Origin of the sequence: Cellulomonas xylanilytica, from assembly GCF_007989805.1 — a bacterium.
Lineage (GTDB): Bacteria > Actinomycetota > Actinomycetes > Actinomycetales > Cellulomonadaceae > Cellulomonas > Cellulomonas xylanilytica.
Map to the genome: position 1 here is coordinate 36,426 of NZ_BJUB01000005.1, position 20,205 is coordinate 56,630.

General features: G+C 73.0%; 19 protein-coding genes and 1 tRNA gene. 7 read left to right on the forward strand and 13 right to left on the reverse strand.

Annotated elements, in window-relative coordinates:
- Positions 1 to 21 precede the first annotated feature (21 nt).
- Positions 22 to 432 carry an FKBP-type peptidyl-prolyl cis-trans isomerase gene (locus tag CXY01_RS09015; protein WP_146927104.1) on the reverse strand — a complete coding sequence of 137 codons (411 nt, stop codon included), beginning with the start codon at positions 430 to 432 and terminating at the stop codon, positions 22 to 24.
- Between the two features lie 108 nt (positions 433 to 540).
- Here CXY01_RS09015 and CXY01_RS09020 point away from each other — a divergent pair, with 108 nt between their 5' ends.
- From CXY01_RS09020 to CXY01_RS09030, 3 genes are read left to right on the forward strand one after another with little or no spacing between them, the layout of a single operon-like run.
- Complete coding sequence (locus CXY01_RS09020) at positions 541 to 1,404, forward strand: alpha/beta fold hydrolase (protein WP_146927105.1); 864 nt, start codon at positions 541 to 543, stop codon at positions 1,402 to 1,404.
- The gene (locus CXY01_RS09025) at positions 1,397 to 1,984 is read left to right on the forward strand and encodes a TetR/AcrR family transcriptional regulator (protein WP_146927106.1); all 588 of its coding nucleotides are present in this window, start codon (positions 1,397 to 1,399) and stop codon (positions 1,982 to 1,984) included. Before CXY01_RS09020 ends, CXY01_RS09025 begins: the two co-directional genes overlap by 8 nt.
- 52 nt (positions 1,985 to 2,036) lie before the next feature.
- The gene (locus CXY01_RS09030; protein ID WP_146927107.1) at positions 2,037 to 2,642 is read left to right on the forward strand and encodes a class I SAM-dependent methyltransferase; all 606 of its coding nucleotides are present in this window, start codon (positions 2,037 to 2,039) and stop codon (positions 2,640 to 2,642) included.
- On the opposite strand, the gene CXY01_RS09035 is transcribed toward CXY01_RS09030, so the two are convergent.
- The 3 genes from CXY01_RS09035 to CXY01_RS09045 form a co-directional block, all read right to left on the reverse strand.
- Positions 2,625 to 3,650 (reverse strand): acetylxylan esterase, encoded by a 1,026-nt coding sequence (locus tag CXY01_RS09035; protein WP_146927108.1) that lies wholly within the window; start codon positions 3,648 to 3,650, stop codon positions 2,625 to 2,627. The genes CXY01_RS09030 and CXY01_RS09035 overlap by 18 nt on opposite strands.
- A 20-nt stretch (positions 3,651 to 3,670) precedes the next feature.
- Positions 3,671 to 5,056 carry a cystathionine beta-synthase gene (locus CXY01_RS09040; RefSeq protein ID WP_146927109.1) on the reverse strand — a complete coding sequence of 462 codons (1,386 nt, stop codon included), beginning with the start codon at positions 5,054 to 5,056 and terminating at the stop codon, positions 3,671 to 3,673.
- A gap of 108 nt (positions 5,057 to 5,164) precedes the next feature.
- A complete protein-coding gene (locus CXY01_RS09045) occupies positions 5,165 to 5,989 on the reverse strand; it encodes a Bax inhibitor-1/YccA family protein (RefSeq protein WP_146927110.1) in 825 nt (274 codons plus the stop codon).
- A gap of 207 nt (positions 5,990 to 6,196) precedes the next feature.
- Here CXY01_RS09045 and CXY01_RS09050 point away from each other — a divergent pair, with 207 nt between their 5' ends.
- Together CXY01_RS09050 and CXY01_RS09055 are read left to right on the forward strand one after the other, a co-directional pair.
- Positions 6,197 to 7,174 carry an ABC transporter ATP-binding protein gene (locus CXY01_RS09050; RefSeq protein WP_146927111.1) on the forward strand — a complete coding sequence of 326 codons (978 nt, stop codon included), beginning with the start codon at positions 6,197 to 6,199 and terminating at the stop codon, positions 7,172 to 7,174.
- Entirely contained in the window at positions 7,171 to 8,040 is an 870-nt protein-coding gene (locus tag CXY01_RS09055; protein ID WP_146927112.1) for a DUF2705 family protein, read from the forward strand. Before CXY01_RS09050 ends, CXY01_RS09055 begins: the two co-directional genes overlap by 4 nt.
- Before the next feature lie 54 nt (positions 8,041 to 8,094).
- Here the strand turns inward: CXY01_RS09055 and CXY01_RS09060 are convergent, their stop codons facing one another.
- Positions 8,095 to 11,169, reverse strand: coding sequence for an efflux RND transporter permease subunit (locus CXY01_RS09060; RefSeq protein ID WP_146927113.1), 3,075 nt, complete (start codon positions 11,167 to 11,169; stop codon positions 8,095 to 8,097).
- A gap of 229 nt (positions 11,170 to 11,398) precedes the next feature.
- Between CXY01_RS09060 and CXY01_RS09065 the strand changes: the two genes are divergently transcribed.
- The gene (locus CXY01_RS09065; protein ID WP_146927114.1) at positions 11,399 to 12,259 is read left to right on the forward strand and encodes a siderophore-interacting protein; all 861 of its coding nucleotides are present in this window, start codon (positions 11,399 to 11,401) and stop codon (positions 12,257 to 12,259) included.
- Positions 12,260 to 12,262: 3 nt separating this feature from the next.
- The gene (locus CXY01_RS09070) at positions 12,263 to 12,691 is read left to right on the forward strand and encodes a VOC family protein (RefSeq protein WP_146927115.1); all 429 of its coding nucleotides are present in this window, start codon (positions 12,263 to 12,265) and stop codon (positions 12,689 to 12,691) included.
- A gap of 19 nt (positions 12,692 to 12,710) precedes the next feature.
- Here the strand turns inward: CXY01_RS09070 and CXY01_RS09075 are convergent.
- The 8 genes from CXY01_RS09075 to CXY01_RS21170 all read right to left on the reverse strand — a co-directional run bounded on the left by CXY01_RS09075 (position 12,711) and on the right by CXY01_RS21170 (position 20,187).
- Positions 12,711 to 12,784, reverse strand: a tRNA-Leu gene (locus CXY01_RS09075).
- 73 nt (positions 12,785 to 12,857) lie between these two features.
- A complete protein-coding gene (locus CXY01_RS09080) occupies positions 12,858 to 14,348 on the reverse strand; it encodes an NAD(P)/FAD-dependent oxidoreductase (protein ID WP_146927116.1) in 1,491 nt (496 codons plus the stop codon).
- An 80-nt stretch (positions 14,349 to 14,428) separates the two neighbouring features.
- Positions 14,429 to 15,913 (reverse strand): GH1 family beta-glucosidase, encoded by a 1,485-nt coding sequence (locus CXY01_RS09085; RefSeq protein ID WP_146927117.1) that lies wholly within the window; start codon positions 15,911 to 15,913, stop codon positions 14,429 to 14,431.
- Between the two features lie 101 nt (positions 15,914 to 16,014).
- Entirely contained in the window at positions 16,015 to 17,130 is a 1,116-nt protein-coding gene (locus CXY01_RS09090; RefSeq protein ID WP_146927118.1) for an HAAS signaling domain-containing protein, read from the reverse strand.
- Positions 17,127 to 17,456 (reverse strand): PadR family transcriptional regulator, encoded by a 330-nt coding sequence (locus tag CXY01_RS09095; RefSeq protein ID WP_055917522.1) that lies wholly within the window; start codon positions 17,454 to 17,456, stop codon positions 17,127 to 17,129. The genes CXY01_RS09090 and CXY01_RS09095 overlap by 4 nt, the downstream gene beginning before the upstream one ends.
- 447 nt (positions 17,457 to 17,903) lie before the next feature.
- The gene (locus CXY01_RS09100) at positions 17,904 to 18,857 is read right to left on the reverse strand and encodes a Ppx/GppA phosphatase family protein (protein ID WP_146927119.1); all 954 of its coding nucleotides are present in this window, start codon (positions 18,855 to 18,857) and stop codon (positions 17,904 to 17,906) included.
- A 70-nt stretch (positions 18,858 to 18,927) separates the two neighbouring features.
- Positions 18,928 to 19,428: a DUF501 domain-containing protein gene (locus CXY01_RS09105; RefSeq protein WP_146927120.1), complete on the reverse strand. Its 501-nt coding sequence runs from the start codon at positions 19,426 to 19,428 to the stop codon at positions 18,928 to 18,930.
- A 30-nt stretch (positions 19,429 to 19,458) separates the two neighbouring features.
- Positions 19,459 to 20,187 (reverse strand): FtsB family cell division protein, encoded by a 729-nt coding sequence (locus CXY01_RS21170; protein WP_246125192.1) that lies wholly within the window; start codon positions 20,185 to 20,187, stop codon positions 19,459 to 19,461.
- Positions 20,188 to 20,205: the final 18 nt, after the last annotated feature.

The following is a 20,205-nucleotide window of genomic DNA, read 5'->3' on the forward strand; positions in this document are numbered from 1 at the left end:
GAGGGGGCCGTCGGCCGGTGCTCAGCTGCCGCTGGTGCCGACGATGTCGACCACGAAGACGAGCGTGTCGCCGCCCTTGATGCCGGCCTGCGGCACGCCACGGTCGCCGTAGCCGAGGTGCGACGGGATCGAGACGAGGACGCGCGACCCGACCTGCTGGCCGACGAGCGACTGGTCCCACCCGGCGATGACCATGCCGACGCCGATCGGGAAGCTGGTCGTGGAGCCGCGGTCGTACGAGTTGTCGAAGATGCCGCCCTGCCAGGACTGGCCCAGGTAGTGGACCTCGAGCTCGTCGCCGGCCTCGACGAGGGCACCGTCGCCGCGGGACAGGACCAGGACCTCGAGCTCACCGGACGCCGGGGCGTCCGGGAAGGTCAGCGTCGGCTTCTGGCCGAAAGAACCCGAGACCTCGGGCAGCGCTGCGGACATGACGTACTCCTTCGGTGGATGACAGTGCGCGCACCATCTTGCCAACCTCGACCGACAGCCGCCGAACCGAGGGTTGACGTCGTTGGCTAATAGCATTAGCTTTGCGTCATGACACAGCACCTGAGCCGCCCCGAAGGTCGCATCGCCTACTCGCTCGACGGTCCTGCCGCCGGCCCGCTCGTCGTCCTGATCCCCGGCATGGGGGACCTGCGCAGCACGTGGCGCGAGCTGACCGGCCCGCTCGTCGCGGCCGGCCACCGCGTGGCCGCCCTGGACCTGCGTGGTCACGGCGACTCCGACACCACCTTCGCCACGCACGGCGACGTCGTGACGGGCCAGGACGCCCTCGCGCTCGTCGAGCACCTGGGCGGACCGGCGGTCCTCGTGGGCAACTCGATGGGGGCCGGCGCCGCCGCGTGGGCAGCCGCCGAGCGACCCGACCTCGTCGCGGGCCTCGTCCTGACCGGCCCGTTCCTGCGGGATCGCACGATGCCGGCCGTCGTCACCGCCGCCGCGCACGGCCTGATGCGCGCGCTGTTCGCCCGACCGTGGGGCGCCGCGGCGTGGGCCTCGTACTACCGCGGGACCCTCAACCGCGGCACCAAGGCGCCGTGGCTGGACGAGCACGTCGCGGACCTGCGGGCGGCGATGAAGGACCCCGCCCACCTGCGCTCCTTCCGGCACCTGACGGCCCAGCTGACACACGCACCGGTCGAGGCCCGCGTCCCGGAGATCACGACTCCCGCCATCGCCTTCGTCGGCGCGATCGACCCCGACTTCGCGGACCCCGCAGCGGAGGCCGAGTGGCTGCGCGGCGCGATCGACGCCGACGTCATCCTCATCCCGGACGTCGCCCACTACCCCCAGCACCAGGCGCCCGAGGTCGTCGTCCCCCGCACGCTCGCCTTCCTCGCGGACCTCCCCCGCGACGCTGACGGTCGGCTCCAGGTGCCCGCGAGCGCGCGTGCCTAGGGCCGGGCTCGACCGGGCGACCGTGGTCGACCTGGCCCTCGCGGTCGTCGACGACGGCGGCTCGACCGGGTTCTCGGACCTGACCCTTGCCGCCGTCGCGGCCAGGGCCGGCGTCGCGGTCCCCAGCCTCTACAAGCACGTCGCCGGGCTCCCCGCGCTGCGCCGCGAGGTCGCGCTGGTCTGCATCGAGGAGTACGACGCCGCGCTCCGGTCCGTCCGCGCGGACCACTCGGGCGCGGACCTGGTCCCGGCCATGGCACGGGCCATCCGGGACGTCGCCCGCCGCAGCCCCGGGCGCTACCAGGCGGTCCAGGGGGCGGCCTGGGTGCACGACCCGGACGCGCACGCCGTCCGTGAGGCCAGCGTCCGGGTGGTGGACAGGATCGCCGACGCCGTCGCCGCGCTCGGCATCCCGGACGACCGCCGGATCGACGCCGTGCGCGCCGTCCGCGCCGCGGTGCACGGGTTCGTCGTCCTCGAGCTCGACGGCGGCTTCGGCATGCCCGACGACGTCGACACCAGCTTCGACTTCCTCGTCACGGGCCTGGTCGGCGGCCTGGAGCGCCTGAGCGTCCGCTAGGTCTGTGCACCGGAGCCGTCCGGTGCTGGGATGGGACCGGAGGTGTCGGGCGATGAAGGGTGTCCGCACGGGGTACGGCCTGGCCTACCGCATCGGGTTCGCGCCGTGGGAGCACTACGGGCGGATGGCCGAGGCGACGGTCTGCGCGCTGCTGGACCGGGAGGAGGTCGACCGCCCGCACCCGCCGGGCCGGGCCCTCGACCTGGGGTGCGGTCGCGGCCGGCAGACCCACGAGCTCGCCCGCAGGGGCTGGGACGCCGTCGGCGTCGACACCGCGGTGCACGCCATCGCCGTGTCGGGCGCCCACGGGTCGTCCGGCGCACGGTTCCTGGTGGCCGACGTGACGGCGCTGCCGGCCGACCTGGGCACGTTCGACTTCTTCCTGGACGTCGGCTGCCTCCAGCACCTGGACCTCGCCGAGCGGACGGCGATGGGCCGCGGGGTCACCGCCTTGGCGAACCCGGGCGCGACGCTGCTGATGCTCGAGTTCGGTGCGAGCCGACTGCGCTCCGTCGTCGGCGGCGTGACCCGGGCGGAGATCCAGTCGGCGTTCGCACGCTGGGACCTGCTCGCGGCCGAGCCGGCCAGCACCGCCGGTCTGGGCTGGCCCATGTCGAGGACCGCACCGCAGTGGTTCCGGCTAGGACTGGCCGCCTGAGACGAGCGCGGCCCGCGACGGGGACGCGAGCAGCGACCGCAGCCAGCGCAGCTGCCGGTCGAGCTGGTGCGCCTGCCCGCCCTCGTGCTGGTTGAACGCGTAGACCTCGATGTCGGTGGCGGGTCGCGATCCCGAGAGCCCCGCGTAGTGGTTGTACGCCGCGAACACGGTCGACGGCGGGCACGTCTGGTCCCGCAGCGCGACCGAGAACAGCGCCGGCGCCGACGCCCGTCGCGCGAAGTGCACGCCGTCCAGATACGACATGGTGCGCAGGACGGTCGCCTCCTGGTCGCGGTGCACCGCCAGATACTGCACGAGCTCGCCGTACGGGAACGCGTCGGTGATGCCCAGCGCGCGCGGGTAGTGGCACAGGAACGGCACGTCGGGCATGACCGCGGCGAGCCCGTCCACCAGCCCACCGACCGCCAGCGCCAGCCCGCCGCCCTGGCTGATCCCGGCCACGGTCACGCGCGCGGCGTCGACGCCGGGCAACGCACGCGCGGCGTCGACCGCGCGGACCGCGTCGGTGATGAGCCGCCGGTAGTAGTGCTCGTGCGGGTCGAGGACGCCGCGCGTCATCACGCCCGGCGACGCGGGACCGGAGCCGGCGGGGTCGGGCGTGTGCCCGCCGGCGCCCCAGGTGGAGCCCTGCCCGCGCGTGTCCATCACCAGGTGCGCGTACCCGGCGGCGGCCCAGGCGAGCCGCTCGTGCGCGAACCCGCGCCCGCCCCCGTACCCGATGAGCTCGACCACCGCGGGCAGGTCACCCGTCGCGCCCGCGGGCCTCGTCAGCCAGGCCTTGATCGGGTGCCCGCCGAACCCGGCGAACGTCACGTCGAACGCGTCGATGACCGTGAGCACGGAGTCGACCGGGGTCACGGTCAGGCCGAGGTCGAACGTGCGCGCCTCGGCGAGCGTCGTCGCCCAGAACTCGTCGAAGTCCGCCGGCTCGTGCAGGTCGGGCAGGTAGCGCTCGAGCTCGGGCAGGGGAAGGTCGAACAGGGCCATCGTGCTCCTTGGCAGCCGAATCAGCGGGCGAGGAATCCCAGCAGATCATGCCGGGTGAGCACGCCGACGGGCGACCCGTCGTCGACCACCATGAGCGCGTCCGCCTTCTGCAGCGCCGACCGTGCCGACTCCACGCTCTCCCCCGAGCCGATCAGCGGCAGCGCCGCGGCCATGTGCCGGTCCACCCGGTCGGACAGCTCTGCCTCGCCCGAGAACACCGCGTCGAGCAGCTCGCGCTCGCTCACCGCACCGGCCACCTCGCCGATCTTCACCGGCGGCTCCGCACCGACGACGGGCATCTGCGAGACGCCGTACTCGTGCAGGATCTCGATGGCGTCACGGACGGTCTCGTTCGGGTGCGTGTGCACCAGGTCGGGCAGCGTGCCGGTCTTGGTGCGCAGCACGTCGGCGACCGTCGCGCCCTCGTCGGCCGCCAGGAACCCGTACGACCGCATCCACTTGTCGTTGAAGATCTTGGAAAGGTACCCGCGCCCGCTGTCGGGCAGGATCACCACGATCACGGCCGCCTCGGCAGCCGCCGGGTCCTCGTCCTGCAGCCGGCGCGCGTACCGCAGCGTCGCCTCGACGGCCATGCCGCACGAGCCGCCGACCAGCAGGCCCTCCTCGCGCGCGAGCCGTCGCGTCATCGCGAACGAGTCGGCGTCGGAGACCGCGATGATCTCGTCGGGCACCGTGGGGTCGTAGGCGGTGGGCCAGAAGTCCTCGCCGACGCCCTCGACCAGGTACGGCCGCCCGTCGCCGCCGGAGTACACCGAGCCGGCGGGGTCGGCGCCGATGACGACCACCCGCCCGTCGGAGACGTCGTGCAGGTAGCGCCCGGTGCCGGTGATCGTGCCGCCCGTGCCGACGCCCGTGACCAGGTGCGTCACGCGGCCCTCGGTGTCCGCCCAGATCTCCGGACCTGTCGTCTCGTAGTGGCTGGCCGGGCCGTTGACGTTGGCGTACTGGTTCGGCTTCCAGCCGCCGGGGATCTCCTTCGCGAGGCGGTCGGAGACCGAGTAGTACGAGTTCGGGTGGTCCGGGGCGACCGCGGTGGGGGTCACGACGACCTCCGCTCCGTACGCCCGCAGCACGTCGCGCTTGTCCTGGCTGACCTTGTCGGGGCAGACGAACACGCAGCGGTAGCCCTTGCGCTGGGCCACGAGCGCCAGCCCCACGCCGGTGTTCCCGCTGGTCGGCTCGACGATCGTGCCGCCGGGCAGGAGCTCGCCGCTCGCCTCGGCCGCCTCGATCATCTTCAGCGCGATGCGGTCCTTCACGGAGCCGCCGGGGTTCATGTACTCGACCTTGGCGAGGATCGTCGCCGTCAGGCCGGCCGTCACGGACGTGAGCTGGACGAGCGGGGTGCCGCCGACGAGCTCAGAGATGTGCTTCGCGTACTTCACTGCAGCTGCTCCCAGGGGTGGTGGGTCACGTTCGGTGCGGCCGGACGCACGTCGGCCCGGGTGCGATCGATCATCGCACCCGGGCCGACGTCAGGCAGTCAGGCTGGGTCAGTCGCCACGCAGGATCGCGAAGATCCGCAGCAGCTCCAGGTAGAGCCAGACCAGCGTCACGACGAGGCCGAAGGCGGCCGTCCACGCCAGCTTGGCCGGGACACCGGCCTCGACACCGCGCTTGATGGAGTCGAAGTCGACGATGAGCATCGCTGCTGCGAGCACGACCGCGATCAGGCCGACGGCGACACCGATCCACCCGGAGCGCAGCGGGCCGTACTCGCCGCCGCCGACCCCGAACAGCATGAGACCGAGGTTGATGAGCGAGAAGACCAGGTAGCCGACCATCGCGATCAGCAGCGTCCGCTGGAACTTCGGCGTGACGCGGACCTTGCCGGACTTGAAGAGGAACAGCGAGACGGCGAACACCGAGAGCGTGGCGAGCACGGCCTGACCGACGATGCCGTTGTAGAACGACTCGTAGAACTGGCTGATGCCACCGAGGAAGACACCCTGCGCCGCGGCGTAGAGCAGGATCAGCGGCGGGCTGGGCTCCTTCTTGAACGCGTTGACCAGGCCGAGGACGAGGCCGACGATCGCGCCGAAGATCCACAGGCCGGGCGCGAGCACCCAGGTGGCTGCACCGGTGACGACCAGCACGGCCAGCAGGCCGGCGGTCTTCATGATGACGTCGTCGTACGTCAGCCGACCCGTCTCGCGCGTGGTCGCGGCGGGGGCGGCGTACATCTGGTCGAGCGTGGCGGCGTCGGCCACCTGGGCGCCGGCGGTGCCGTAGGAGACCGTCGACGCGGGCGACTTCTGGCCCTTGCGCTGGACGGGGTCCTGGAAGACCGGACTGTTGTTGAAGATCGGATTGGCCATGGCGTCCTCCTGGACGGATCGGGCGCTGTCAGACAAGGCTGTCAGCGTAACGAACGTCGACGGGGGCGTGTTCGTTCCCAGGTCTTGTGTGCCTCGGCCATTCGGTGGGGGCGGATCCCCCCTTGGTCCGATGTATGGGCTTGCCGGGCACCCCTAGGGTCGACGCAGTTCCATTCACCATCCGTTCCCGACTGACGAGGACAAGTGATGATCGAGGCCCACGACCTCACGAAGAGATACGGCACCAAGACCGCGGTGGACGGCATCTCGTTCACGGTGCAGCCCGGCCGGGTCACCGGCTTCCTGGGCCCCAACGGTGCCGGCAAGTCCACCACGATGCGGATGATCATGGGCCTCGACCGGCCCACGCACGGCACCGTCACCGTCAACGGCCGTCCCTACGCCGAGCACCGCTCGCCGCTCACGCAGGTCGGCGCGCTGCTCGAGGCCAAGGCGGTCCACACGGGCCGCACCGCCCGCAACCACCTGCGCGCCATCGCCGCGACGCACGGCATCGGGGACAAGCGGGTCAACGAGGTCATCTCGATGACCGGCCTGGACACCGTCGCCAAGCGGCGGGTCGGGGGCTTCTCGCTCGGCATGGGGCAGCGCCTCGGCATCGCGGCCGCCCTCGTCGGCGACCCGCAGACCCTGATCCTCGACGAGCCCGTCAACGGCCTGGACCCCGAGGGCGTCCTCTGGGTGCGCAACCTGGTCAAGTACCTGGCCGCGTCCGAGGGCCGCACGGTCTTCCTGTCCTCGCACCTCATGAGCGAGATGGCCGTGACTGCGGACCACCTCATCGTCATCGGCCGCGGCAAGATCATCGCCGACGGCCCTGTCGACTCCGTGATCTCGGACGCCACGCGCGCCACCGTGCGCGTGCGGTCGCCGCAGGCGTCCGACCTGGCGGCGCGCCTGGCGGGCCCCGCCGTGACGGTGACGCCGGCCCAGGACGGGCTGCTCGAGGTGCACGGCGCCACCGCGGTCGAGATCGGCGAGATCGCCGCGCGGTCCAGCATCGTCCTGCACGAGCTCACCCCGCTGCAGGGTTCCCTCGAGGACGCCTACATGTCGCTGACGTCCGAGGCCGTCGAGTACCACTCGGCGGAGATCCCCGGCCAGCCCCACGCGGGCAGCCACGTCGCAGCACCCGCCGTGACCACCGGAGAGGACGCCCGATGAGCGCCGCCGTCGCCACCGAGACGCACCGCCACGCCACCCCGTCGACGGACTACAAGCTGGGCTTCGGCCACCTGCTGCGCGGTGAGTGGATCAAGTTCTGGTCGGTCCGGTCCACGACGTGGACCCTGTCGATCTTCCTGATCGCGACCGTCGGCCTGGTCGTCCTGATCAGCCTGGCCTTCGTCAACGTGCCCAGCCCGGAGGACGGTGGACCGCCCGCGGGCACCGCCGGCAACCCGCTGGACCCGTTGAGCATCGCCGTCACGCTGGCCCAGCTGGCCCTCGCGGTGCTGGGTGCGCTGACGATCACCAGCGAGTACAGCACCGGCATGATCCGGTCCAGCCTGACCGCCGTGCCCAAGCGTCTGCCGATGCTCTGGTCCAAGGCGATCGTGCTCGTCGTCTCGGTCTTCGCCGTCTCGCTGGTCGCGGTGGCGCTCGCCGTGGCGCTGCAGTGGCTGTTCTTCGACAGCAAGGACTTCTCGATCGACGTGACGGACCCGGAGATGATCCGCCCGCTCGTCGGCACCGCGGTGTACCTTGCGACCATCGCGCTGTTCTCGTTCGCGCTGGGTGCGCTCCTGCGGCACTCGGCGGCGGCGCTGGCCACGGTCCTCGGGCTCCTGCTCGTGGCACCGATCCTGTTCGGTTCCATCCCGTGGAAGCCGCTACAGCTGGCCAACCCGTTCCTCCCGGGCGTGGCGGGCCAGCAGTTCACCCAGACGACCGAGCAGCTCGAGGCGTCCGCCTCGTTCAGCGACGTCGGCGTGGACCTGACCGCCTGGCAGGGCTACGGGGTGCTGGTCCTGTGGATCGTCGTGGTCCTGGGTGTGGCGGCCGTGCTCCTGAAGAAGCGCGACGCCTGACCTGAGACACAGCGAAGGGGGCGGTCCGGATCCGGACCGCCCCCTTCGTCGCGCTCAGACCGTCCGGCCGCGAGCCTTGGCCTTCTCGGCCAGCGTGTAGAGCACGGGCACCAGCACCAGGGTGAGCAGCGTCGAGCTGACCAGCCCGCCGATGACGACGATGGCGAGCGGCTTGGAGATGAAGACGCCCCCGCCGGTGAGCCCGAACGCCATCGGCAGGAGCGCGAAGATCGTCGCGAGAGCAGTCATCAGGATCGGCCGCAGGCGCTTGCGAGCACCCTCGGTCACGGCCTCGGCCAGCGGCCTGCCCGCCCGGCGGTACTGGTTGACCAGGTCGATGAGCACGATGGCGTTGGTGACCACGATGCCGACGAGCATGAGCACGCCGATCAGCGCCGGGACGCCCAGCGGGGTGCCGGTGAGCAGCAGCGCCAAGAGCGCGCCCGTCGCGGCGAACGGCACCGAGACCAGCAGGATCACCGGCTGGAGCAGCGACCGGAACGTCGCCACCATCACCAGGTAGACGATCGCGACGGCGACGAGCAGCGCGAGGCCGAGGTCCGCGAACGCGTCCTGCTGGTCGGTGGCCACACCGCCGATCGCGACGCCGGCACCGGCCGGGACGTCGAGGTCGTCCAGCTCCGCCTGGAGCGCGGTGGTGAGCGCGCCCAGGTCCTGGCCCGTCGGCGTCGCGGAGATCGTCGCCGACCGCTCGCCGTCGACGCGCGTCACCGAGGTGGGCACGTCGACCTCGTCGATGCTGGCCACCTGCGTCAGCGGCACGAGGCCCGTGGCCGTGGGCAGCACGACCGCACGCAGCTCGTCGAGCGTCGACGGGCCCGCGGTCGCCACGACCGTCACGTCCAGCGGCCCCTCGCCCAGGTCGACCGTCCCGATCGGGCGCGGGCTCATCACCGCGGCGACCGTGCCGGCCACCTGCGTCTCGGTGAGCCCCACCTCCGCGGCGGCCGCACGGTCCACCACGACCTGCACGGTGGGTTGGGCGGCGGCGAGGTTGTTGGTGACGTCGGAGGTGCCGTCGACACCCTCGACCACCGTCTGCACCTCCCCGGCGAGCTCCTCCAGCTGCACGGGGTCGTCCGACCGGACGACCACGTCGACCGTCGAGCTGCCGAACGCCGCACCGCCACCGGCGACGGTCACGTCGCCGTCGGTCCCCAGGTCGGCCGTCGCGTCCCGCACGTCCTCCTGGACCCGCTCGGCGTCCGCGTCACCGTCGAGCGTGAGCGCGAACGTGGCCCGCGGGGTGCCGGAGCCCCCGGTGAACGCGGCCTCGGCCCCGCCGGACGAGCCGACCGTGGTCTGCACGGTGGTCACGCCGTCGACGCCACCGAGAGCCTGCTCGACCACCTGGGCGGACGCGTCCTGCGCCTGCAGCGACGTCCCCGGCGCGAACGTCTGCGTGACCGTCAGGGTGTCCTGGCCGGAGTCGCCGAGGAAGTTCGTCTCCAGGCGCGGGACCAGCGCGAGCGTGCCCGCGAAGATGAGGAAGGCGGCGCCCAGGGTGATCACGGGGTGGCGCAGCGCCGGGCGCAGGGTGGCCAGGTAGCCGCGCTGCAGGAACCCGTTGCGCTCGCGCTCCTCGGCCGCGTCGCGCGCAGGGGCGGCGTCGTCGGCCTCGTCGGCACCCGGCGTCACCTTGATGAACCAGTACGCGAGGACCGGCACGATCGTCAGCGCGACGAACAGCGACGCGGTCATCGCGATGGCGACGGTGACGGCGAACGGGCGGAACAGCTCGCCGACCATGCCGCCGACCAGCGCGATCGGCAGGAACACCGCGACCGTGGTGACGGTCGACGCGGTGATCGCCCCGGCGACCTCGCGCACCGCCGTGAGGATGGCGGTGCTCTTGGCCTCGCCGTACGACAGGTGCCGCTTGATGTTCTCGATGACCACGATGGAGTCGTCGACCACCCGCCCGATCGCGATGGTCAGCGCACCGAGCGTGAGGATGTTGAGGGAGTAGCCGCCGACGTTGAGCCCGACGAACGTGACCAGCAGCGACAGCGGGATCGAGATGGCGGAGACCAGCGTCGAGCGGACCGAGCCCAGGAACAGCAGGATCACGAGCACCGCGAAGACCAGGCCGAGCGCACCCTCGGTGGCCAGGCCATGGATGGACTCCTCGATGAACGGCGCCTGGTCGAACACGACCGCCACCTGCACGTCGTCGCCCAGCTGGGCCTCGAGCTCGTCGACGGCGTCCTGCGCGCCGTGCGAGACCTCGACGGTGTTGCCGTCCGGGGTCTTGGTCAGCGCCACGGCGAGCGCCGGCTCGCCGTCGAGGCGCGAGTAGGACGTCGCGGGGACAGGCGCGACGGCGACCTCCGCGACGTCGCCGAGCGTCACGGCCGGGTCGGCGCCGACCAGCGGCAGCGACTCGAGGTCCTCGACGGAGGCCAGCTCGCTGCCCACCTGCACGGACAGCGTGGTGTCGCCATCGTCGACCGTCCCCGTGGGCAGCACGACGCCGTTGTCCTGCAGGATCGTCGCGACGCCGGCGGGCGTCAGGCCGACGCCGGCGAGCGCGGGCAGGTCGAGCGTCACGGTCACCGCGTCGTCGGCGACGCCGGTCACCGTCACGTCGCGCACCCCGTCGATCTGCTCGAAGCGCGGCACGACCGTGTCCTGCACGAGGGCGGCCAGCTCGGCGTCGTCGGTGCCGGTCCCGCCTGAGATCGCCAGCTGCACCACGGGGAAGTCGTCGAGCGAGCCCGTGAACACGGTGGGCTCCACGCCGTCGGGCAGCGCCGTGCGCACCCGGTCGACGGCCTGCTGCAGCGACTGGGCGGAGGCGTCGAGGTCGCCGCCGTAGGTCAGCTCGACGGTCGTCGTCGACAGGCCGGTCGAGGACGTCGACGTGACCTTCTCCACCCCGTCGACGGCGCGAACGGCCTGCTCGACGGGCACGGTGACCTGCTGCTCGACCAGCTGCGGCGACGAGCCCGGGTCCACCGCGACGACGACCGCGGTCGGGATCTGCAGCGAAGGGATGAGCTCCTGCTTGAGCGACCCGAGGCTGATCCAGCCGAAGACGGCGATGGCGATCGTCAGCAGCGCGACGACCGAGCGGTTGGCCAGCGAGAGGCGGGCAAGGCGGGACATGGATCCTCCGGCGGGGTCCGCGTACTTGTGCAACAGGTGACGCGGAACCGCGTCCAGGTGCGAGAACGTGCTCCGGGGCGAGGTCGTTCCCGGTCCGGAGCGCGTCGTGCGTCACAGGTCGGACGGCCTGGCCGAGCACCTCCCCCGGCACACCCTCGACGCCCGCGGCACACGGACAGCGGCTAGCGTGGGCCGCCGCAGGAGACGTTCACCCCGACGAAGGACCTCGATGACCGACGCACCGGCCCGCCCCCGCCCCGCACCGCTCGTCGGGGAGGTCGTCCGGACCGAACGCATCGCCGCGACCATGGTCCGCGTCGTCGTCGGCGGAGCGGGCCTGGCCGCCTTCCAGCCGTCGCCCCACGCCGACTCCTACGTCAAGGTCGTCTTCCTCCCGCCGGGCACCGCCCGGCCCCTGCGCGAGGACGGCCGGCTCGACCTGGACGCGGTGCGCGCGGCACTCCCGCCCGAGCAGCAGCCCCGGCAGCGCTCGTACACGGTCCGCGCCTGGGACCCGGCCGCGCACGAGCTCACGCTCGACTTCGTCGTGCACGGCGACGAGGGCATCGCGGGGCCCTGGTCGGCGTCCGCGCAGCCCGGGGACGAGGTCCTCCTCGTCGGCCCGGGTGGGGCGTGGTCGCCGGACCCCGGCGCGGCGTCGTACCTGTTCGCCGGGGACGCCAGCGCGCTGCCCGCCATCGCGGTCGCTCTCGAGCGGCTCCCCGCCGACGCGGTCGGGCACGCCGTCGTCGAGGTGCACGGCCCCGAGGACGAGATCCCGCTGGCCTCCCCCGCCGGCATGCACGTCGTCTGGGTGCACCAGGGCTTCTCGGTCGCCGGCCTCGCGCTCGTCGACACCGTCACGGCCCTCCCCGACCTGCCCGCGCCCGTTAGTGTGTTCGTGCACGGCGAGGCCGGGGTGGTGCGCGAGCTGCGTCGGCACGTCCGCGTCGACCGCGGCATCACCCGCGAGCAGCTCTCGGTCTCCGGCTACTGGCGGCTCGGCGCGGACGACGAGGGCTGGCGGGCCACCAAGCGCGACTGGCTCGCCACCATCGAGGAGTCCGAGGCGGCGGAAGGACTGGACTGACCCATGTGGAGCGTGACGTTCGACTGCGCCAGCCCGGCGGTCATGGCCCGGTTCTGGGGTCCGGCCCTGGGCTACGTCGAGCCGCCCCCGCCCGACGGGTTCCCGACCTGGGAGGCGTGGGCGCGCCACCACGAGGTCCCTGACGACGAGCTCGACTCCGGCGCCTACCTCGCAGACCCCGACGGCGTGCTGCCGACCCTGTCGTTCCTCCGGGTGCCCGAGGGCAAGGTGGCCAAGAACCGCGTGCACCTCGACCTGCGCGTGTCGGGCGGTCGGTCCGTGCCGCAGCCGGAGCGGGAGGCGCTGATCGGCGCCGCGGTCGAGCGGCTGACGGCGGCGGGCGCGACCGTGCTGGCCGAGCACGGTGGGCCTGACGGCCTCGACCACCTGGTGATGGCCGACCCCGAGGGCAACGAGTTCTGCGTCGTCTGACGCCACCGGCGGACGGACGTGCCCCCGCCGGGGTTCGAACCCGGACTGTGCCGGGTTTAAGCCGGCTGCCTCTGCCAGTTGGGCTACGGGGGCTGCCCGCCATCCTGCCAGCCACAGCACGCGAGCCCCCGACCCGCACGGGGTCGAGGGCTCGCGTCGAGGCTGGTCAGGCGGTCTTGGCTGAGGACTTCGCCGCCGGCGACCCGGGCTCGGCCTTCTGGGGCGGCAGCGCCTTGTCACCCTCACCGGGCTCGACGGCGCGCGGCTTGGCGGGCACGGACGCGGCCCGGAACTCGGCGCGGGGGTCGTGCAGGGTGCCGAGCGCGACGACCTCGCGGCGCAGCAGCAGCGCACCGGTCCAGCCTGCGGCGATGCGGATCTTGCGGTTCCAGGTGGGCATGGCGGCCACGTGGTACGAGCGGTGCAGGACCCACGCCAGGAAGCCGCGGACCTTGACCTTGCCGAACATCTGGGCGACGCCCTTGTACATGCCGAGAGACGCGACGGCGCCGATGTTCTTGTGCTTGTAGTCGGTCACCTCGGCCGAGCGCAGGACCCGCGACAGGTTGTCGCCCAGGTGGTTGCCCTCGCGCAGCGCGTGCTGGGCGTTCGGGGGGCAGAACTGGCCGGGGTTGTACAGGTCCGGGACGGCCGCGCAGTCGCCGGCGGCGTAGGCGTCGGCCACGACCGCGCCGTCCGCGTCGACCACCTGCAGGGCCGCGTTGCACGTGACCCGGCCCATCTTGTCCAGCGGCAGGTCCGAGTTCTGCAGGACGGGGTTCGCCTTCACGCCCGCGGTCCAGATGAGCGTCTCGGCGTCGAACTCCATCTTGTTGGACAGCACGACGTGCCCGTCGACACAGCTGTTCAGGAACGTCGAGAGGTGGATCTCGATCTGCCGCTTGCGCAGCTGCTCGAGCGTGTACCCGCCGAGCTCCTCGCTGACCTCGGGCAGGATGCGGGGCGACCCCTCGACCAGGACGAAGCGCAGCTCCTCCTGCTCGATCGCCTTGTAGTACTTCACCGCGGCGCGCGCCATGTCCTCGACCTCGGCGAGGGCCTCGATCCCGGCGAACCCACCACCGACGAAGACGAACGTGAGCATGCGCTTGCGCAGGTCCGGGTCCCACGTGCTGGCCGCGACGTCGATCCGGTTGAGGACGTGGTTACGGACCGCGATGGCCTCTTCGACGTTCTTGAAGCCGATGCCCTGCTCCGCCAGACCCGGGATGGGCAGCGTGCGGGCGACCGAGCCCAGGCCGACCACCAGGTGGTCGTAGGTGATCCAGTACGGGTCACCCTCCTCCGGGGTGATCTGCACCGTGCGGCCCGCGTGGTTGATCTCGCTGACCTTGCCCTGCAGCACGTCGATGCCCTTGAGCGCGCGGCGGTGGGGGGCGACGACGTTGCGCGGGTCGATCGACCCGGCCGCGGCCTCGGGGAGGAAGGGCGCGTACGTCATGTACGGGCGGGGGTCGACGACGACGATGGCCGCCTCCCGCTTGCCCAGCCGCTTGCGCAGCCGACGCGCCGTGTACAGACCGACGGTGCCGCCGCCGAGGATCACGACACGGGGCACCTTGCGCGGCTTGCCCGGACGGGCCGCCGCAGCTGTGCTGGTCGACGTGGTGGCGACATCGGAGACGGGGGTAGGCATACCTCAACGGTAGCGGCGTGGGCATACCGCCGCGCTCCGGGAGGCGGCCGGAAGGCGGTGATAATGCGCACACCGGGAACTCAGGAGGGCGGCACCGCGTTCGCGCGGACCACCGTCGAGTACCACTCCATGCTCGCCTTGGGGGTCCGTTCCTGGGTCTCGTAGTCCACGTGGACGAGGCCCCAGCGCTGGCTCATCCCCTCGGCCCACTCGAAGTTGTCCAGCAGCGACCACGCGTAGTAGCTGACCAGGTCGACCCCGTCCTCGATCGCGCGGGCGGCCTGCTGCAGGTGCGCGCGCAGGAACTCCAGCCGCTCCTGGTCGTCCGTCGTGCCCTCGGGCGTCCGGTCCGGGATGCCGTTCTCCGTGATGACGAGCGGGGGTGCGTCCGGGTAGTCGATGAGCAGGTCGATCAGCAGGTCGAACAGACCCTCCGGGTGCACCTGCTGCCACGTCGCCGCCGACGTCGGGTAGAGACCGACCTGGTTCCCCGCGTCGTCGACCCCCGCGACCCCGTAGTACTGCACGGCCAGGACGTCGAGGGGCGCGCTGATGACGTCGAGGTCCCCGTCCAGGACGAGGTCCTGGAAGGCGCCGGTGTCCGCCGGCAGCTGCCCCGGCTCCCTGCCCAGCGCGTCCGACGGGTACCGCCCGAGCAGGACGGGGTCCAGGAACATCCGGTTCTCGACGGCGTCGGTGCGGACGGTCGCCGCGGCCGCGTCGGGGCTGGTCGGGTAGACGGGCAGCAGGTTCAGCGCGATGCCGATGCCGCCCGCGGCGCCGCTCGCCCGGAACGCCTCGACCGCACGACCGTGCGCCAGCAGCTGGTGGTGGACCGCGGCCGCGGCCTGGTCCTCGTCGGCGATCCCCGGTGCGTGCCCGCCCCACCGGTGGCCGACGTACGCGGTCGTCTTGGGCTCGTTGATGGTCAGCCACGTGGCGTCGACGTCCCGCAGCGCGTCGAACATCACCGCCGCGTACTCGCCGAACCGGTCCGCCGTCTCGCGCACCGCCCAGCCGCCGGCGTCCTGCAGGGCCTGCGGGAGGTCCCAGTGGTACAGCGTGATCGCGGGGTGGATGCCCCGGGCCAGCAGGCCGTCCACCAGGCGCCGGTAGAAGTCGACCCCCGCCTGGTTGACGTCGCCGGAGCCCGTGGGCTGGATCCGGGACCACGCCACCGAGAACCGGTAGGCCGCCAGGCCGAGGTCCGCGATCAGGTCGAGGTCCGACTCCCACAGCCGGTAGTGGTCGGCGGCCGGGTCACCCGTCGACCCGTCGTGGATGCGGCCGGGGGTGGCCGCGAAGGTGTCCCAGATCGACGGCCCCCGGCCGTCCGCGGTGGTGGAGCCCTCGACCTGGAACGCCGACGTCGCGGCGCCCCACACGAAGCCCGCGGGGAACGCCATGGGCGCGGCGGGCGGCTGCCAGCCGGCCGGGACCGTCGCGGTCGGCGACGAGGAGGCCGGTCCGCCGGGCGTGCAGGCGGCGAGCACCCCGGCTGCCGCCACCCCGCCGCCGAGCTGCAGGACGGTGCGCCGGTGCAGCATCGGGTCAGGGACGGTCATGACTCTCCTCGTCGAGCGCGTTGGGAGCGTTCCCATTCGCCATGGTCCCAGCCCACAGGCGTCGGCGGCACCCGTTTCCGGGCGGGTGCCGCCGACGGGCGTCAGGGCGTGCTGGTCGGCGTGGGCGCAGGACCCTCCGCGCCGATCGTCGCCTCGGGAGCGGCGTCGAGCGCGGGCGCCTTGGCGAACGGCCACGGGGGTGTCGTCGCGCTGGAGCCCGCGGGGAGCACCTGCAGGCCGTCGTCGTCGTAGGTGAACTCCGACGTCGGCGCGCCCTGCAGCGGGTAGACGTTCCAGCGCGCGCGGCCGTCCGAGTCGACCCGGCTCACGAACGACCACGGCTCCGTGGCCTCGGGGAACCAGTACTGGTCGAAACCGTTGTCGAACGTCGTGCGCACCGGGCGGCCGCGGTCGTCGTAGACCTGGACGTCCGACAACGGGTTGCCCTCCGCGTCGTACACGAACAGGTTGCTCACCTGCATGCCGTCGACGACGACCCCGTCGACCGCCTTGTCCTGGATGATCGTCTGGGTACCCCCGCCGCCGCTGAGCCGGCCCGCCGTGTAGTCCGCGTAGACCGACTCGCTCGCGGCCACCCGGTCGTGCGCCCCGGCCAGCAGGGGCAGCACGGCGAGGACCGCGACCACGTTCGCCGTCACGGCCAGCCACGTCACCCGTCGCGACCGGAACCACTCGCCCCGCCCGTACTGCACGCTGAGCACCACGGCGCCGACGAGCACCAGGAACGCGGCGAGGTTGCGCGGGAGCCACCCCGACACGCCCAGCACCAGCGCGACCAGCTGGTAGACGACCCACCCGCGCAGCAGCCACCACGCGGGCCGGAGGGCGATGAGGAACGCCTCGACCGGTGCCCACCACGCCTGCGCGCGCAGGCGTCCCAGCGCCCAGCGACCCAGCCGGCGGGTGTCCTCCACCGGGTCGCCGAACAGCCGCACCCGACCCGTCGGTGCCGCCGCCGGCGCCAGCCCGGCAGCCGCGCGGAGCTCCGCTGCGTACTCCACGGGCGGTCCGAACTGCTCCAGGACCCCGCGGCCGTGCGCGACGTGCCGCTCGTCGTCCAGCGCCTCCGCGAGGTCCGCCTCGAGGTCGTCGGTCAGGTCGTCGACCTGCTCCGGCCCCAGGTCGGCGAGGCTGCGCCGGACGGCCGCCGCATAGCCCGCGACGTCCAGGACGTCCGTGGTGTCCAGCACGCTCATCGCACGACCTCCGTCTTGAGCAGGCGGCCCATCGTGCCTGCGAACTCCTGCCAGTCCTTGCGCTGCGCCTCGAGCATCGCCCGCCCCTGCGCGTTGATCCCGTAGTACTTGCGGTGCGGTCCCTCGTCGCTGGGCACCACGTACGACGTCAGGGCTCCCGACGAGTACAGGCGCCGCAGCGTCCCGTAGACCGACGCGTCCCCGACCTCCTCGATCCCCGCGGCGCGCAGCCGGCGCACGACGTCGTACCCGTACCCGTCCTCGTCGGAGACGACGGCGAGCACCGCCAGGTCGAGCACGCCCTTGAGCAGCTGTGTGGTGTCCATCGGTCCTCCGGGTCGGGGTGCGCACCCGCGTCCCCGGCCGGCGGCTGCCCGCGGGCGACCGACGGCACGGGGACCGGCGCGCTGGTGCGGGAACCCCCTCCGGTTCCCGCAGGCGTGACGCTATTACACACTGCGCACTACCGTCCAGAACGCACAAGGCGTGTCGGACCGCAGGAGCACTCCCGGCTGCCCGGCACGACGTCCGCACATGCAGTCGCCAGGACGCTCGGACGTGCGGACGTCCCGGTCTACCCCGCCGGACGTCCGCAGAAACGGTCGTCAGGACGCTCGAACCTGCGGACGTCCCGGTCCCCCCGCCGGACGTCCGCAGAAACGGTCGTCAGGACGCTCGAACGTGCGGACGTCCCGGTCTCCCCCGCCGGACGTCCGCAGATCCGGTCGTCGGGACGCTCGAACGTGCGGACGTCGCGAGGCGGCCGGGACGGTTCAGCGGGTGGCGATGCTCCAGGCGATGCCGTCGAGGATGTCGTGCTCCGAGGTGACTACCTCGGTCAGCTGTCCTCCGGCGGCGGCGACGTCGTCGCGCACCCGGCGGATGACGTCCGCCCAGACCAGCGCGCCGGCGCCGATGACGTCGACGCGGCCGGGATGCATGAACCCCAGGGCAGCGCGGTCCTCGCGGGAGCGTGCCAGGAGGTCGTCGCACGCGGCGAGGACGACGTCGACCGGCAGGACGGACCCGTCGATGACCGCGGGGTCGTACGCGGGCAGCCCGAGGGCGTGGGCGGTCACGGTGGTGACGCTGCCGGCGAGCCCGACGAGCGTCACGGTCTTGCCGAGCGGGACGACCGCCGACGCGGTGTCCAGGGCGGCGGAGACGTCGGCGTGCGCAGCGGCGACCTCCGCGGCGGTCGGCGGGTCGCTGCGCAGGTGCCGCTCGGTCATCCGGACGCAGCCGACGTCCATCGAGAACGCCGCCTCGGGGGTCGTCGTGCCGAGGACCAGCTCCGTCGACCCACCGCCGAGGTCGACCACGAGGAACGGTCCGGGGTGCTGTGCGCCGAGCACGCCGGTGGCGCCGCGGAACGACAGCTCGGCCTCCTCCTGCCCGGCGACGACCTCCGGCTCGACGCCCAGCGCGGCGTGCACGCCGTCGACGAAGTCCGCCCGGTTCTCCGCGTCGCGGGACGCCGACGTGGCGACGAACCGGATCGCCTCCACGCCGAGTTCGGTGCAGATGTCGTTGTACCGGCGGGCGGCGTCCAGGGTCCGTGCGAGGGCCTCGGGCGCGATCCGCCCGGTCTGGTCCACCCCCTGGCCCAGGCGCACGACCTCCATCCGCCGGTCGAGGTCCACGAGCGTCCCGGCGTCGGGATCGACGTCGGCGACGAGCAGCCGGATGGAGTTGGTCCCGCAGTCGATGGCAGCCACACGAGTCACGCCACCATCCTCGCACCGCTCCTCGTCCGTCACCTGCGGCGTCCGAGCGCGTGACGGCCCCGCGCGCGGGTCAGCAGGTGCAGCGGTCCGGACGCCAGTCGTCACGGAGGAGGGTCAGGGCCTCGTCGCCGATCGGGTTCACGCCGGGGCCGGACGCCAGGGCGTGGCCGACCAGCACGTGCAGGCACTTCACGCGGGTGGGCATGCCCCCGGCCGAGATGCCCGCGATCTCCTCCACGTGCCCGAGCGCCTCGCGGTCCGCGAGGTAGGCGTCGTGGGCGCGGCGGTAGGCGGCGGCCAGCTCCTCGTCGTCGGCGAGCCGTGCCGTGAGCTCCTTCATGAGCCCGCCGGCCTCGAGGGTGCTCACCGCGGCGACCGCGGGCGGGCAGGTGAGGTAGTACGTGGTCGGGAACGGCGTCCCGTCGTCGAGACGCGGGGCGGTCCGGACCACGAGCGGGCGACCGCAGACGCACCGGGCGGCGATGCCGACGACGCCGCGGGGCGGGCGGCCGAGCTGCTCGGCGAGCACCTCGAGGTCCTGGTCGGTCACGGCGTCGAAGGAGGGGGCCACAGGTGGATCCGTTCGTGCGGGGAGGTCCGGTCAGCCGCCGGCGGGCGGTGCGGGCGTCCCATTGTCGCCCGGCGTCGCGGCATCCTCCTGCACGGGCGTGACGCCGGCGACCGCGACGGACTCCCACACGGTCGCGTACCAGGGCAGCGTCGACCCCGAGTCCAGCACGGACGCGGGCCCCTCGGCGGCCGGCGGGGTGTCGGGGACGGTCTCCGGGTCGATGACGCGGAACGCCTTCTCCCCCGGCATCACGAACGAGAGCCGCTCGCGCGCCTGGGCCCGGACGTAGGCCTCGTCGTCCCACCGCAGGAGGTCGGCCTCGAGGTCGTCGTTGCGCTCGCGCGCCGCCTCGACCTCGGCCCGCAGCTGGTCGACCTCGACGCGCTGCTGCAGGTACGAGTGCAGGGTCGGGTAGACGAGCACGAAGGCGAGCAGCAGCACGCAGGAGAACACCATCGCGCGGACGGTGAACAGCCGCGGCACGCGGACCTGCACGCGCTCGGCGCGCGGGGTGCCCCGTGGCGGGGTCGGCGTCCCGCGGGTGGCGGGCCGGGTCGCGGCGGGCCGCGACGAGGACGGCTTGGGTGAGGACGAGGGGGTGGGGCCGACGCGAGGGGTCGCCCCCGAGCGGGGTGCCGACGGACGGCTGCTCGCGCTCCCGCGCGGGACACCGCCCGCGGGGGTGGGTGCCCCGGTCCGCGCTGCCCCCGGGCGCCTGCCGGGGGCGCTCGGGGACGCCGGGCGTCGGGGGGCAGACATGGCGTCGATTCTGCCCCG